Origin of the sequence: Streptomyces sp. NPDC051582 (assembly GCF_040681715.1) — a bacterium.
GTDB lineage: Bacteria > Actinomycetota > Actinomycetes > Streptomycetales > Streptomycetaceae > Streptomyces.
Genome location: NZ_JBFAZJ010000004.1, coordinates 97941 through 111707 on the forward strand (window position 1 = coordinate 97941; position 13767 = coordinate 111707).

Annotated in this window: 14 protein-coding genes; 8 read left to right on the top strand and 6 right to left on the bottom strand. The window is 72.8% G+C overall.

Features of this window, described 5'->3' with window-relative positions:
• Positions 1-16: 16 nt before the first annotated feature.
• From AB0M92_RS08080 to AB0M92_RS08090, 3 genes are all read right to left on the bottom strand, one after another.
• Complete coding sequence (locus AB0M92_RS08080; protein WP_366101244.1) at positions 17-433, bottom strand: PPOX class F420-dependent oxidoreductase; 417 nt, start codon at positions 431-433, stop codon at positions 17-19.
• A gap of 93 nt (positions 434-526) precedes the next feature.
• Complete coding sequence (locus AB0M92_RS08085; protein WP_366101245.1) at positions 527-1747, bottom strand: DUF1266 domain-containing protein; 1221 nt, start codon at positions 1745-1747, stop codon at positions 527-529.
• Between the two features lie 10 nt (positions 1748-1757).
• Positions 1758-2162 (bottom strand): ATP-binding protein, encoded by a 405-nt coding sequence (locus AB0M92_RS08090; RefSeq protein ID WP_366101246.1) that lies wholly within the window; start codon positions 2160-2162, stop codon positions 1758-1760.
• Positions 2163-2373: 211 nt separating this feature from the next.
• Between AB0M92_RS08090 and AB0M92_RS08095 the strand changes: the two genes are divergently transcribed.
• The 5 genes from AB0M92_RS08095 to AB0M92_RS08115 all read left to right on the top strand — a co-directional run bounded on the left by AB0M92_RS08095 (position 2374) and on the right by AB0M92_RS08115 (position 7218).
• Positions 2374-3255: a helix-turn-helix transcriptional regulator gene (locus AB0M92_RS08095; protein ID WP_366101412.1), complete on the top strand. Its 882-nt coding sequence runs from the start codon at positions 2374-2376 to the stop codon at positions 3253-3255.
• A complete protein-coding gene (locus AB0M92_RS08100; protein ID WP_366101247.1) occupies positions 3252-3428 on the top strand; it encodes a DUF397 domain-containing protein in 177 nt (58 codons plus the stop codon). Before AB0M92_RS08095 ends, AB0M92_RS08100 begins: the two co-directional genes overlap by 4 nt.
• Positions 3429-3642: 214 nt before the next feature.
• A complete protein-coding gene (locus AB0M92_RS08105; RefSeq protein WP_366101248.1) occupies positions 3643-4740 on the top strand; it encodes a hypothetical protein in 1098 nt (365 codons plus the stop codon).
• Positions 4741-4920: 180 nt separating this feature from the next.
• Complete coding sequence (locus AB0M92_RS08110) at positions 4921-6810, top strand: C1 family peptidase (RefSeq protein ID WP_366101249.1); 1890 nt, start codon at positions 4921-4923, stop codon at positions 6808-6810.
• A gap of 18 nt (positions 6811-6828) precedes the next feature.
• Positions 6829-7218 (top strand): protease inhibitor I42 family protein, encoded by a 390-nt coding sequence (locus AB0M92_RS08115; protein ID WP_366101250.1) that lies wholly within the window; start codon positions 6829-6831, stop codon positions 7216-7218.
• On the opposite strand, the gene AB0M92_RS08120 is transcribed toward AB0M92_RS08115, so the two are convergent.
• Positions 7184-8386: a DUF418 domain-containing protein gene (locus AB0M92_RS08120; RefSeq protein ID WP_366101251.1), complete on the bottom strand. Its 1203-nt coding sequence runs from the start codon at positions 8384-8386 to the stop codon at positions 7184-7186. The genes AB0M92_RS08115 and AB0M92_RS08120 overlap by 35 nt on opposite strands.
• A gap of 145 nt (positions 8387-8531) precedes the next feature.
• On the opposite strand from AB0M92_RS08120, the gene AB0M92_RS08125 reads away from it, so the two are divergent.
• Together AB0M92_RS08125 and AB0M92_RS08130 are read left to right on the top strand one after the other, a co-directional pair.
• A complete protein-coding gene (locus AB0M92_RS08125; RefSeq protein ID WP_366101252.1) occupies positions 8532-9254 on the top strand; it encodes a GntR family transcriptional regulator in 723 nt (240 codons plus the stop codon).
• Positions 9251-10624: an MFS transporter gene (locus AB0M92_RS08130; RefSeq protein WP_366101253.1), complete on the top strand. Its 1374-nt coding sequence runs from the start codon at positions 9251-9253 to the stop codon at positions 10622-10624. The genes AB0M92_RS08125 and AB0M92_RS08130 overlap by 4 nt, the downstream gene beginning before the upstream one ends.
• Before the next feature lie 108 nt (positions 10625-10732).
• Here AB0M92_RS08130 and AB0M92_RS08135 read toward each other — a convergent pair whose 3' ends face one another.
• Together AB0M92_RS08135 and AB0M92_RS08140 are read right to left on the bottom strand one after the other, a co-directional pair.
• The gene (locus tag AB0M92_RS08135; protein ID WP_366101254.1) at positions 10733-11776 is read right to left on the bottom strand and encodes a helix-turn-helix domain-containing protein; all 1044 of its coding nucleotides are present in this window, start codon (positions 11774-11776) and stop codon (positions 10733-10735) included.
• A gap of 199 nt (positions 11777-11975) precedes the next feature.
• Complete coding sequence (locus AB0M92_RS08140; protein ID WP_366101255.1) at positions 11976-12812, bottom strand: maleylpyruvate isomerase family mycothiol-dependent enzyme; 837 nt, start codon at positions 12810-12812, stop codon at positions 11976-11978.
• A 149-nt stretch (positions 12813-12961) separates the two neighbouring features.
• Between AB0M92_RS08140 and AB0M92_RS08145 the strand changes: the two genes are divergently transcribed.
• Positions 12962-13738 (top strand): carbon-nitrogen family hydrolase, encoded by a 777-nt coding sequence (locus tag AB0M92_RS08145; RefSeq protein WP_366101256.1) that lies wholly within the window; start codon positions 12962-12964, stop codon positions 13736-13738.
• The last annotated feature ends 29 nt before the right edge of the window (positions 13739-13767 follow it).

Here is a 13767-nt window from a genome sequence, read left to right on the forward strand (position 1 = left end):
CCGGGAGGGAGTTCCGCTAGCCGGCCTTGGCCGCGTTGCCGAGCACCTTGGTCGGGGTGATGCGCACGACGAGGCGCACGTTCTCGGCCGGGGCCTCGGCGTACTCCTTGCCGCCGCCCGGTCCCATGTACTGCTCCGCGATGAGGACGGCGACCTCGCGGCCCGTGTCCTCGGCGAGGGTGGCCGTGCCGCGGACCTCGACGTAGGAGAAGGGGTTGGCGGTGTCGAAAACGGTCAGACCGACCCGCGCGTCACGGGCGATGTTGCGCTCCTTGCGGCGCCCCTGCTCGGTGGAGATCAGCAGTTCGTCGCCGTCCCGGGCCACCCAGACCACCGAACTCTGCGGGCCGCCGTCGGGGTTGAGCGTGGTCAGCACCGCCGGGTGCGGGGAGTCGAGCAGCTTGCGTACCGTGTCGTTCAGAACAATGGTCATGAGGGCGAGGCTAGTTGGGGTATTCCGGACCCGTCCAAGATTTCTCCGCGACTGGGAAAAGTCGGCGAACGGCGTCATCTGCCCCGATTTCCGCTAGTCCCAGGGGATGTTGAGCCAGGGACTGCCCGGGTCGCTCATCAGCGCCTGGTGGGTGGCGGCCATCTCGGTGTACCAGTGGCCGTACTCCTCCTCGTCGAACTGGAGGCAGCGTCCGAGGATGAAACCGGCGGAGAGGTCCTCCCAGGAGCGGTAGGCGAGCCGGCAGACCCTCCCGGCCCTCACCACGGCGTCCTCGGCCTCCTGGAGCGTGCACAGGCGGGCGCCGAGTCCCCAGCGGGCCATCTGGGAGGCCCGCCCGTAGTCCCAGGCCTCGACGGACCGGACGTACCGGCCCTCGCCCAGGATCCCGTCGGCCCGGAAGCGCTGCTCGTAGCGCGCGATGCGGCCGATGACCCGCTGTACGCCGGCGACCTCGCCTTCGATCTCGGCCGTGGAGCGGGGCCGGGCGACGGTGACGCCCTCGGGGGTGATCCGGGGCTCGGCCGCCCGTTCGGCGTTGGCCCGCAGGGTCGCCTCCGTGGCGTGCCGCCAGTGCTCGATGTCCACCGGCCCGGCGAACTCCTTGGCGAGGGCCGTGCGGATCCGGAGCGTGAACTCCCACACCGCGCTGACCATGTCCGCCGTCAGCAGCTGCTCGATGCTGACGAGCCACTCCTCGCGGGTGGTGATCCCCCAGTACTCCTTGAGCTTCTCGCGCTCCTTCGTGTAGCCCTCGCCGTGGTAGCCGAGGGCGTTCCAGAAGAGCCCGTTGCGTACCGAGAGGTGCGCGCCGCAGGCGAGCCCGAAGGCGGCGGGGCCGCGCAGCGGGCCCCCGACGTGCAGGGCGTGGACCTTGTTCTGCTCCAGGCCGTAGCGGGGCGCCCGGTCCCAGTGGGCGTTCCACACGGCGCGGTCGGCGGGGGAGGAGGGCAGGAAGGCCTCGCAGGGGCTGCCGGGGTTGACGGCCAGGAACGGCGGATCGCCGGGCTCCAGATTGGCGGCGAACCAGGCGAGGCTCTGGCGCTTGAAGACCACGTCGGCGGTGGGGGCGGGCAGCATGCCGGCCGTGTAGGCGACGTAGCAGCGGGCGCGGGCCTGCGGGAAGTACGCGGGTTCGAGGGGTACCGAGGTGGGGTGCGCGTCGACGTAGCCGCGGGCCACGGGTATGAACAGCCAGGCGCCGGCCAGGGTGTCGAAGTAGGCGGGCCAGTCGTTGCCGAGCTTGGCCTCGTACAGCTCTCGTTCGATGGCGCTCGGCGCGATCCAGGTCCCCATGCGGGAAACCCTAACGGGGCCCTCCGAGCCCGAGCTCGGCCCATACCGTCTTGCCGACGGTCCTCTCGGCGGCCCCCCACCGCTCGGCGACGGCGCCCACGATGTGCAGTCCCCGGCCGTACTGCTCGTCGTCGGCCGCCGCTCGCGGTTCGGGGTGCCGCTCGCCTTTCGGATCGGTGACCGCGATGCGGAGCACTGCTTCCGTGAGCTGCACCTCGACCCGCAGGTACCGGTCCCGCAGCGAGCCGTGGAGCAGTGCGTTGGTGGTGAGCTCGCTGGTCAGCAGGGCCGCGTCCGAAGCCAGCTGGGGCAGCCCCCACGCCACCGCGAGCCACGCGGCCCGCCGCCGCGCCGCCGGCACCGAGTCCTGTCGGGGCGGGTAGTTCCGTACGTCGCTTCGCGTCGGCTCGTTCATCTGTACGTGCACCTCCGATGGGGCGGTGGCTCCGCCGTGCGGGCAGCACGGTGCACTTCCGCCAACTGTGGCTGAGCAGTGAGCAGTTCGTCACCGACGGTAGGAGCGTTGAAGTACCGGGGCAAGTGCTTCGGGGAAGATGTTCCCCGAAGGGATTACGGTGTCGACTTCGACCACGGAGGGGCGCAAAACTGAGCCGGTGAACCAGGGGATGCGAGAAGGCCAGGGCAACCGGGTGTCGACGGTGCTGGGGCGCAGGCTGGGTGGCGAGCTGAACAGGCTGCGCACGGCGGCGGGCAAGACCCAGTTGCAGGCGGCCCGGGAGATCACCGCCACGGCGACGAAGATCGTGAAGATGGAGAGCGGCTGGGTGCCGATGCGAGACCCGGACATCCGCGTGCTCTGCGAGTTCTACGGCGTGACGGACGAACAGGTCGTGGGCGGGCTGTTGGACCTTGCCCGACTGGACCGTGAGCGCCGCAAGGCGAAGGGTTGGTGGCGGCAGGTGCCCTCCATGGGCAGCCTGGCCGAATACGTGGCGATGGAGGACATCGCCACCCGCATCCGTACCTGGCAACCGGCGCTGATCCCGGGACTGCTTCAGACGGCCGACTACATCCGTGCCTTGGGCGTCAGTTCGGAATCGTGGCAACACCCCGATGAGATCGAAGTCTTGGTGACGTCGCGGATCAAACGGCAGGCGAGGCTCTGGGACGACAAGCCGCTTGAATTCCACGCGATTGTCTGGGAGGCCGCCTTGCGCCAGCGGATCGGCGGTCCCGAGGTGATGTGCGGGCAGCTGAACCACTTGCTGGACATGGCCAAGCGGCCCCATGTCCACGTACAGGTACTGCCGTTCCGGGTCGGGTCGCACCACGCGGTCGCGAGTGGGTTCAGCATCGTGTCGTTCGATGAACCCGGAGCCCTGGACGTCGGCTATTCAGAAGGAATCGCGACTACTGTGTGGGTCGAGGGTGCGGACGGCAACGAGGCGTATGCCCGCGCGTTTGACCGTGTGTCACGGATGAGCCTCTCGCCGCATGACTCCCTGAACCTGATCGAGGCCATCGGCAAGGGGTATACGGGCTCATGAGCCGGTTTGAATTCGTGAAGTCCACCTACAGCAGCGTCACGACCGACTCGGAATGCGTCGAGGTGGCCACGAACGTGGCCGGGACCGTCGCGGTCCGGGACAGCAAGCGGGGCGACGGGCCCGCGATCGAGGTCACCGACACCGTTTGGGCGGCCTTCGCGCGCACGCTGTGATCATCGCGTAGGGCCGTCACTCAGGGTGAGGGATTCACGAGGGTGCAGCACCGGCGGTGGAGCTGAACGGGGAAGGCATCCATGCAGGTGGCGGGCGTGGAGGCGGTGGTTTCGGGGGTGCGCGGGCCGGTTTGCGGTTGCCGAATGTGACCGGGTGGCGGTGAGTGGACAGGGGCACACCCCCTGCCCCGCGACTCTGAACAGGAGAGAAATCTTGCACCGCATCACCCGCTACACCCTCCCCGCCGCCCTGTGCGTGACGCTGATCTCCGTGACCCCCGGTCTGGCCGGTGCGGCCGACGCCCCGGCGAAGGCGCCGGCGCCGGTCTCCAAGAAGGCCGTCCCCGGTGCCGAGGCGCTGACCGCGCAGGTGGCTTCCCTGGGGGCCGCCGGCAGCATGATCACCCCCGTCACGAACTTCCTCGGGGAGGTGCTGAAGTCCCCGGACGGGAAGCTGCCGGAGGCTGACCTGGCCGCGCACAAGCAGAAGATCGACGCGGCACTGGCCTCCATGAAGAAGACCTTCGCGGCGGCGGCTCCGGCGGCGGCCCCGGCTGCTCCGGCCGTACCGGAGGCGGCGGTCAAGCCGCCGGCGACCGTGCCGGTGACCCCGGTGGTCCTGCCGAAGCAGCCGGCGGACGAGCCTCCGGGAGCGGTGGCGAAGCCTCCGGCGGAGGCTGCGAAGCCGCCGGTGGAGGCTGCGAAGCCGCCGGTGGAGGCTGCCAAGCCGCCCGTGGAGGCTGCGAAGCCGCCCGTGGAGGCTGCGAAGCCGCCGGTGGAAGCCGCCAAGCCGCCCGTGGAAGCTGCGAAGCCGCCGGTGGAGGCTGCGAAGCCGCCCGTGGAGGCCGCGAAGCCTCCGGTGGAAGCCGCCAAGCCGCCCGTGGAGGCCGCGAAGCCGCCGGTGGAGGCTGCGAAGCCGCCCGTGGAGGCTGCGAAGCCTCCGGTGGAGGCTGCGAAGCCGCCCGTGGAGGCTGCGAAGCCTCCGGTCGAGGCTGCCAAGCCGGCCGCCCCCGCGGTCAAGCCGCCGGCCGCCATCGCGCAGCCCGTCACGCTGCCGGCCGTCGCCCCGGTCGCCGCGGCCAAGCCCCGGGCCGTCGACCGCGCCCGCGTGGACCTCGTCATCGCCGCCGTCGACCACCTCAAGGCCTCCGTCGACGAAGTCGTCAAGGCCGCCGGCACCACCGACGCCAAGGCCGACGCCAAGGCAGAGGCCAAAGACGTCGTGAACGACCTCGGCGCCACCATGGTCGCCCTCTTCACCGGCCTCGGCATGCCCGGAATGCCGGCTGCCGCCCCCGCCCCGGCGGAATAGGCCCCGTTCGGCCACTCGGCCCCGCCCCCGCCCCCGGCGTCCCTCCGACGCCGGGGGCGGACGGCTGTCCCGTACGACCCCCTGTGCGACCGCGCGACCGTGCGGACTCCCTTGACGCGCCCCGCCGCCCGATGGACGCTCCCGGGTCTGCACACAACGGTTGACGCTGGGGGGCCGGTCATGCCGGAGCAGTCTGTCCAGACGGCGGGGGAGCTGCGCGCGCGGCTCGCGGCGCGGCGAGCGCGGTGGTCCGTCATCGAGCACCTCGCCGACGAGGAGCCCGTACCCCGGCCCTCCCTCGGCCTGGAACCGGGCGCGAACCTCACGCCCGCGGCGCAGATCGGCGCCATCGACCTGCGGGCGCTCATCGGCCACGAGAGCGCCAATCCGCACCTCACCCGCCGCCGCGCCGCCCACGGCCTGCTGCCCGCCGCGCCGTCCGCGGGGCCCGTCGCCCGCCCCGCCGCCGTCGACTGGCGCGTTCGCTGGGGCTGGCCCTGGATCACCAAGGTCAAGGACCAGAACCCGTGCGGTTCCTGCTGGGCCTTCGGGGCCGCGGCCCTCGTCGAGTCCATGGCCCGCATCGAGCACAACGTCTGGGCGGAGCGCTCCGAGGGGGACGTCCACGACGGTCTGAAGTTCACCTGCGGCCAGGGTTCCAACCCCGAGACCGCCCTCGACTGGGTCAAGGACAACGGCGGACTCGCCGATCCCGACTGCTGGCCCTACTCCCCGCCCCCGCCCACCGTCCCGGCCGATCGCCGCGACGCCTGGCGCGCCGAGTACACGCCCAGCTGGGACCGGTCCGGCCGGACCGTCCGGATCACCGACTACGTACGCCTGGGCGACGTCGAGCAGCAGAAGGTCTGGCTCGACACCGTCGGCCCGCTCACCGCCTGCTTCGACGTGTACGACGACTTCTTCGGCCTCGGCTCCGGCGTCTACCACCGCACCGCCGACCACCTCGCGGGCGGCCACTGCGTCCTGATCACCGGTTACGACGACGCCGCGGGCTGCTGGCTGTTCAAGAACTCCTGGGGAACCGGATACCACGTCGGCGGCCACGGCCGGATCGCCTACGGCGAGGTCAACATCGACCACTGGGCCAAGTGCGGTCTGCGCGGCACGAACATCGACCCGTGGAGCAAGCGCCGCCTGCACGCCGGCAACGTCTACGAGAGCGGCAACGGCCGCGCCCACCGCAACTTCGAGCTGTGCGCGGCCGCCGGCGGGGGCCGTCTCCAGCACTGGTGGCGCGAGGGCGACGCCCCCTTCGCGTGGGCCCGCGCCCGGTCGTACGCGAACGACGCCTCCGGCCAGCCCGCCTTCACCGGCACCACGTACAACCGGAACATGGAGTCCCTGCACGTGACCACCGGCGGTCGGCTGCGCCACTGGTACTACGAGCAGTCCGCCGGCGTCTGGCGCGACGGCGGCGCGTTCGGGCCGGGCGACGCGGCGATCGGTTCGACGCCGGGGTTCATCCAGAGCGACTACGGCAAGCCGGGCAACTTCGAGGCGGTCGTCCGCACCGCCGACGGCCGCCTGAACCACTGGTGGCGGATCAACGGCGCCCCCTGGACCTGGAACGACGGCGGCCGCTTCGGCTCCGGCATCGCCCACTACGGCCCCGCCCTCGTCCAGACCCGCAGCCGCCACCTCGACCTCGTCGCCACCCGTACGGACGGGCGGATGCAGCTGTGGTGGCGGGACGACCCGAACGGCTTCGCCTGGCGCCCCGGGGAGGTCTTCGGCAGCGCGATCACCTCCGCGCCCTGTCTGATCGAGGCCCAGTACGGGGCGGCCGACGAGGACACCGCCGGGAACTACGAGCTCTGCGCGGTCGGCGGGGGCGGCCGCGTCGAGCACTGGTGGCGCGGCAACGCCGCCGGCTCCGCCTGGAGCCGCGGCGCCGTCTTCGGCCACGACGCGCTCGCCGTCACCGGGATGCTCCAGGGGAGTTTCGGGTTCAACCTGGAAGTCATCGTCCTGCGCACCGACCGGCAGCTGCAGCACTACTGGCGGGACTCGGCAGGCTGGCACGAGGGGCCGGTGATCGGCCCCGCCTGAGCCGGGAGGTGTTCGCGGGTGGAGGTACGCAGCATCGCCCTGGGCGCGGGTGAGTCGTACGAGCTGCGGCTCACCGGGCGCGGGGCGCGCGGGTACGTGTGGACCTGGCAGGTCACCGGGGACGCGGACGCCGTCTCGGTGAGCGACGTCAGCGATGCCGGCGATGTCCGCGATGCCGGCGATGTCCGCGATGCCGGCGACGTGAGCGGACCCCCGCAGCCGCCCGCGCAGGTGCTGCCCGGCGCCGCGCTGGAGCGGACGTACCTCGTCCGGGGCCGCTGCCCGGGCGGGCGCGCCACGATCCGCTTCGCGCAGATCCGGCCGCCGTACCCGCAGGAGGCCCCGTACGACGAGTTCGTCCTGGAGGTGGAGGTCACGGCCGCGGCCCCCGGGCGGGACGGGGGCTGAGCGCCCGGTGCTGCACGGCTTCCAGCGGGCCCCGTGCGAAGCGGCGCAGCCACAGCCTCGACGCGGCGACCAGGACCAGGCCGACCCCCGCCCACAGGCCCATCACCCACCAGGGCCCGCTTCCGGCCAGTCGGTCGGCGAGCCCGAGCCCGATCCCGTAGCAGAGCAGCATGCAGAGCAGGTTCTGGCCGACGTAGCAGGACAGGGCGGTGCGCCCGACGGAGCCGAGGGCGCCGGCCCCCGGGATCCGGAAGCGGTCCAGGGCGCAGCCGATGAGCCCGATGTACCCGACGGCGATCAGCGGGGCGATCCCGTACCGGCCCAGGACGAAGAAGTCGGGGCCGCCCAGCGCGGCGGCGGCGCCGAGCGGCAGCCCGAGGCCGAGCCCCCACGCGGCCATCCGGACCCGGATCCGGCGCCCCGCGGCGCTCGCCCCGAAGGCCCCCGCGCGGTGCAGCCGGACGCCGAGGAGGAAGAGGAAGACCAGCAGCCCGAAGGTGAAGACGGGCTCGATGCGCAGTGCGAGGGCGTGGTCGAGCCGGAAGGAGATCTGGTCGAGGTAGCCGCCGTGGGCGTACAGCCGGACCGCGGCCGGATCCGGGGTCCCCGGTCCGGAATCCGCCTTGGCCAGGTCTCCGAGCGTCACGAGGCCGATCAGGGCCAGGTGCAGCCCGCCCGCCGTCCACATCGCGGCCCGGCGGACCTTCTCGGAGCGGGTCAGCAGCCGGGCCACCAGCAGGGCGGTGACGGCGTACCCCATCAGCACGTCCCAGGCGAAGACCAGGACGAAGTGGACGGTCCCTTCGAGGAAGAGGAACGCGGCCCGCCGCGGGTAGCGCCCGGGCCAGGGCTCGCCGCGGCGGGCGGCGGAGTCGTACTGGACGGCCAGGCCCACCCCGAACAGGATCGTCAGCAGGGAGAGGAACTTCCCGTCGGCGAGGAAGCGGAAGACGCTCTCGGCGATGTTCGCGGCGGAGGGGTCGGCGAGCGGGTCGGGTGCGTCCAGACCGCCGTTCAGTACGGCCCGTTCGGAGCCGGGCGAGGCGAAGATCCAGACGTTGGTCATGAGCGTGCCGAGGATGGCGGCGCCGCGCAGGACGTCGAGGAGGGGCAGCCGGGTCGAGGTCGTCCCCGGGGCGACGACGGCGGTGTGGACGGTGTGGGCCATGACCCCAGCGTCCCGGCGCCGGTGGCCCGTTGCCTCCTGCGGCCGGACGAAGCCCCGGTACATCCTTCGATGCAGCGGCGGCGGGCGGCTGTCCACATCCCGGACGGGGGGACCCGTGCACCCTTCATGTATCTATCCTGTGCGCATGCCGCCAGCCGCCCCCTCCGCGCCCCCGTCCGCGACCTCTTCCGCGCCCTCCTCCGGGACCGCCTCCGCCGCTCCGCCGACCGCCGCCGTCCCCGCCGCCGAGCGCGTGTACCGACACGTCAAGCAGGCCGTGCTGGTGGACCGCCGCTACGAGGGCGGCACCCTCCTCACCGAGGGCGAACTCGCCGACGCCGTCGGGGTGTCCCGTACGCCGGTCCGCGAGGCGCTGCTGCGGCTGGAGACCGAGGGGCTGCTGAAGCTGTACCCGAAGAAGGGCGCGCTGGTGCTGCCGGTCTCCGCGCAGGAGATCGCCGATGTCATAGAAACCCGGCTGCTGGTCGAGGAGTTCACGGTGCGCAGGGCCGTACCGGCCCCGCCCGGGCTGCTGGAGCGGCTCGCGGAACTGCTGGAGGAACAGCGCCGGCACGCCGCCGGGGGCGACCTCGCGGCGATGATGGCCTCCGACCGGGGCTTCCACGCCGAGATCGTGCGCAGCGCCGGCAACGCGATCCTGTGCCGCCTCTACGACCAGCTCCGCGATCGGCAGCTGCGGATGGGCGTGGCCCTGCTGCACGCGCACCCCGAGAGGGCGGAGCGCTCGATCGCCGAGCACGCGGAGATCCTGGACGCCCTGCGGGCCGGGGACGCGGAGACGGCGGCGGCCGCCGTACGGGGTCACGTGGGCCGGGTCGAGGCCCTGGTGCGGGGGTCGGGCCGGTGAGCGGGAACGGCGTCTTCCGCGATCCACCGGGCGGCCGGAAGGCGGTGGCCGTCTGGTCCATCGGGGTCGCGGTCTACTTCGTCGCGGTGATCTTCCGTACGAGCCTGGGCGTGGCCGGACTGGAGGCGGCGGACCGCTTCCACGTCAACGCCTCCGCGCTCTCGACCTTCTCCATCCTCCAACTCCTGGTCTACGCGGGCATGCAGGTGCCGGTGGGGCTGATGGTGGACCGGCTCGGCACCAAGAAGGTGCTGACGCTGGGCGCGGTCCTCTTCACCGCCGGCCAGGTCGGCTTCGCGCTCTCGCCCTCGTACGGGATGGCCCTCGCGGCCCGCGCCCTGCTGGGCTGCGGCGACGCGATGACCTTCATCTCCGTGCTGCGGCTGGGCACCCGGTGGTTCCCGGCCCGGCGCGGTCCGCTGATGGCCCAGCTGGCGGGGCTGGTCGGCATGGCCGGCAACCTGGTCTCCACGCTGGTGCTGGCGCCCGTCCTGCACGGGGTCGGCTGGGTGCAGGCGTTCGCGGGCAGCGCGGTGGCGGGCGTGGTGGTGCTGGTCCCGCTGGTCCTCTTCCTGGAGGACCACCCGGAAGGCCACGAACCGGCGGTGCGTGCGGGGGACGGGGGCTTCGTACGCCGCCAGATACGCGACTCCTGGCAGGAGCCCGGCACCCGCCTGGGCCTGTGGGTGCACTTCACGACGCAGTTCCCGGCGATGGTGTTCCTGCTGCTGTGGGGCATGCCGTTCCTGGTCGAGGACCAGGGGCTGGCGCGGACCACCGCGGCGGGGCTGCTGACCCTGGTGGTGGCCTCGAACATGGGCTTCGGCCTCCTCTACGGCCAGCTGATCGGCCGCCGCCAGTCGGCGCGGATCCCGCTGGCGCTGGGCACGGTGGCGCTCACGGCGCTGCTGTGGGCCTCGACCCTGGCCTACCCGGGCCCGCAGGCCCCGATGTGGCTCCTCGTCGCCTTGTGCGTCGTCCTGGGCACCTGCGGTCCCGCCTCGATGATCGGCTTCGACTTCGCCCGTCCCGCGAACCCGCCGGACCGCCAGGGCACGGCGTCGGGCATCACCAACATGGGCGGCTTCCTGGCGTCGATGACGACCCTCCTGGCGATCGGCCTCCTCCTGGACGCCACCGGCGACGACTACCGGATCGCCTTCTCGTCGGTCTTCGCGGTGGAACTCCTGGGCCTGACCCAGATCCTGCGCCTGCGGCCCCGGGCCCTGGCCCGCGAGCGCACCCGCCTGGCCGCGACCCGGGCCCCGTCCGCCGCCGCGGCCGCCGCGGCCCCCGCACCGTCCGCGGCACCTGAGGAGGCCGCCGCACCGGCGGCCCCGGCGGACTCCCCGAGGCCGGCGCCCGCGTAGAGCGCACGCCGGCGCTCCGTGCGGATCCGCTCCCCGGCAGGGGTCCGGCGGGACAGACCCCCGTCCAGTCCCGCCGAACCTCCCCCTGCCGGTACGGCACAGCCGACCCTAGGGCCGGGCGAGACCCCCGGATGTGCACTGCGCGCAGGGCTCGTTGATCTTGCGCGCAAGGGCGTCCCGGACCGCCCGGTGCCGGAACTCGGTGGGGCTCGTCCCGTACGCCTCCCGGAACGTCCGGCTGAACACGGAGGCGTTGGTGAACCCCCACCGCCTCGCCACGGCGTGGACGGGGCTGGTCAGGAGCCCCGGGTCCGCGAGATCGGAGCGGCACCCCTCCAGCCTGCGCCGCCGGATCCCGGCCGCCACCGTTTCGCCCCGGTCGCGGAACAGCTGCTGGAGGTGGCGCAGCGAGATGCCGTGCCGGGCGGCGACGGCGGACGGCGTCAGCTCCGGATCGCCGAGGTTGTGGTGGACGAAGACCTCGATCCGCTCCAGCAGGGCGCGGGTGCGGGCTTCGGGCGAGAGCTCCTCCTGCGCGCCGAGCTGCCCGGCCAGGCAGGCGCCGACCAGGTCGCGGGCGACCGTTCCCAGCCGGTTCAGCTCCGCCGGCCCGCAGTCGGCCGCGTGCGCCGCCAGCGACCGCATGTACTGGGCGAGGATCGCCCCCATGCCGTGGCCGCCCGGGATCCGGTGGGCCAGCAGCCGTTCGACCCGGGCGCCGCGCAGCGGCATCGCGGCGCGGGGGAAGGACAGGACGATCGCCCGGACCCGGCCCCCGTCGCCGTCCGCATCCGCATCCGCATCCGGGACGGCGTCCGACTCCATGGGCAGCGAGGTGTCCCAGAGCACCATGTCCCCGGTGAACAGACCCGATTCGTTCCGGTTCTGGGCGAGCGACATGGCTCCGGTGGTCACGAGCCCCAGCTGGTACTGCTCGGGATCGCTGCGCCGCACGTGGGCGGCGGTGCGCAGGGAGTGCAGCGAGCTGAACTCGAACGAGGACACCTGCGCGCCGCCGAGGTCCAGGACGGACGCCTCGGCCCAGAAGTCCCGGACGCGTTCGCTGCGGATCGCCGTGGGCACGAGCTCCTGCGCGATCACGTCGGTGAACCAGTCGAGCCGCTCCGACGCCGGTACCGCGGCGGCCGACATCCTTGACCACACCCCGGAACCTCCCTCTCCCGCTCTGCGCTGTCCAGTCCATGACAAGGACGTGGTGGCGGCAGGACTGGTTCTCGGCCCGGGTGACGGCCGGGTGGGAGGGATCGCGGTGCGCGGCCCGCGCCGCCCGGTGGCTGCGGGGTCACGGGGTCAGGAGGTCACGGGGTCACGGGGTCACGAGGTCAGGAGGTCACGGGGTCACCGCGAAGTGGGCCAGGATCGCGTCCGCCAGCTCGGCGTCACCCTCGACCTTCACCCGGTCCGCGACGGAGCCCGCGCCCGCGCGCACCCGGCCCGCCGCGAGGCGTACGTACGTCTCCCAGTCCATCGTCAGCGTCACGGCCGGGCCCAGCGAGGGGGTCCCGTCCACCGTCCCGCGCCCCTCCGCGTCCACGCGTACCGTCCGCATGAACTCCACCGGCCCGTGCACGTCGATCACGACCGCCGAGTTCGCCGGCGCCCCGGCCAGCTTCGCGACCACCTTCGGCAGCCCGGCCAGCAGGATGTCCCGCGCCACGTAGGCCCCCGGCGAGTCCCAGTTCCCCGGCGCGCCCAGCGCCGCCCGCAGGTCCTGCTCGTGGATCCACACGTCGAACGCCCGCAGCCGCAGCGCGTGCTCCAGGGTCACCTGGTCGCCCAGCGGCCCCCGCACCATCGTGTCCGGATCCCGCTTCTCGTTGCGCAGCTGCCGCGACCGCCGGATGACGGTGTATTCGAGCTCCGAGGTCATCTCCGGCGCGGTGTGGTGGCGCCGGACGTCAACCTGGACCTCCATGTACCGGCTGAACTCGTCGACCACGTGCCGCAGATCCCGCGCCACGGTGTGGATCGGCCGCGGATCTCCCAGCTGCTCGCACTCGATGCCGATGATGTGTGACACCACATCACGGACGGACCAGCCGGGGCACGGGGTCGCCCGGTTCCACTCGCCCTCCGCCAAGGGGAGGACCAGCTCGGATATCGCCTCGATGGAGTGGGTCCACGCGTCGGCATAGGGCTGGAGGCTGGGATGCGGCTGGACGGTCAACGGGACCCCTCGCGTGCTGTTCAGTGGCGCGTTTTCTGGAAGCGTGTGGACTGCTCCCAAAACTACGCTGCCGGTGAGCACCCCGGCAGTGCTTTCGTGTGACGATCGTAGGCCGGAGTTGACGGCTTGAATGCCAGGACGGTGGTACTGTGCGCGCCTCGCTGATCCAAATCGCGGTGTCCGACGGGGAGTCGGTCGCCTCACGCCGAGCCCGAGTGGCCGATATCGTACGGGAGCAGTCCGGCTCGGACCTGGTCGTGCTGCCCGAACTGTGGACGGTGGGCGCCTTCGCCTACGAGCAGTTCGAAACCGAGGCCGAGCCGCTGGACGGCCCGACCTACGAGGCGATGTCGAAGGCGGCGAGCGACGCCGGGGTCTGGCTGCACGCCGGCTCGGTCGTGGAGCGCGCGGGCGACGGCTCCCTCTACAACACCGCCCTCGTCCTCTCCCCGGCCGGCGAGCTGGCCGCCACGTACCGCAAGATCCACCGCTTCGGCTTCGACCAGGGCGAGGCCGTCCTGATGTCGGCCGGGGAGTCCCTGACCACCGTGACCCTGCCGGAGCAGGTCCTCGGCATCGCCACCTGTTACGACCTGCGCTTCCCCGAGCTGTTCCGCGGCCTGGTGGACGCCGGGGCCACCACGATGGTCGTGGCCGCGGGCTGGCCGGCCCGCCGCCGGGCCCACTGGACCCTGCTGAACCGGGCACGGGCCGTCGAGGACCAGTCGTACGTGCTCGCCTGCGGGCTGGCCGGTACGCACGCGGGCGTCGAGCAGGCCGGGCACAGCCTGGTCGTGGACCCGTGGGGCGAGGTCCTGGCCGAGGCGGGCCCCGGCGAGGACGTCCTCACCGTCGAACTGGACCCGGCGAAGGTGGCCGAGACCCGCGAGCAGTTCCCGGCCCTGAAGGACCGCCGGCTGCACTGATCGTCGCCCCGGGGCCCGCGGGCCGCGGG

Excerpts from the sequence above, each read along its gene's own strand:
- AB0M92_RS08085 (WP_366101245.1), bottom strand. The coding sequence starts at position 1,747 with ATGGGGACCTGGATCGCGCCGAGCGCCATCGAACGAGAGCTGTACGAG.
- AB0M92_RS08080 (WP_366101244.1), bottom strand. The coding sequence starts at position 433 with ATGACCATTGTTCTGAACGACACGGTACGCAAGCTGCTCGACTCCCCG.
- AB0M92_RS08135 (WP_366101254.1), bottom strand. The coding sequence starts at position 11,776 with ATGTCGGCCGCCGCGGTACCGGCGTCGGAGCGGCTCGACTGGTTCACC.
- AB0M92_RS08120 (WP_366101251.1), bottom strand. The coding sequence starts at position 8,386 with ATGGCCCACACCGTCCACACCGCCGTCGTCGCCCCGGGGACGACCTCG.
- AB0M92_RS08095 (WP_366101412.1), top strand. The coding sequence starts at position 2,374 with ATGCGAGAAGGCCAGGGCAACCGGGTGTCGACGGTGCTGGGGCGCAGG.
- AB0M92_RS08100 (WP_366101247.1), top strand. The coding sequence starts at position 3,252 with ATGAGCCGGTTTGAATTCGTGAAGTCCACCTACAGCAGCGTCACGACC.
- AB0M92_RS08090 (WP_366101246.1), bottom strand. The coding sequence starts at position 2,162 with ATGAACGAGCCGACGCGAAGCGACGTACGGAACTACCCGCCCCGACAG.
- AB0M92_RS08125 (WP_366101252.1), top strand. The coding sequence starts at position 8,532 with ATGCCGCCAGCCGCCCCCTCCGCGCCCCCGTCCGCGACCTCTTCCGCG.
- AB0M92_RS08110 (WP_366101249.1), top strand. The coding sequence starts at position 4,921 with ATGCCGGAGCAGTCTGTCCAGACGGCGGGGGAGCTGCGCGCGCGGCTC.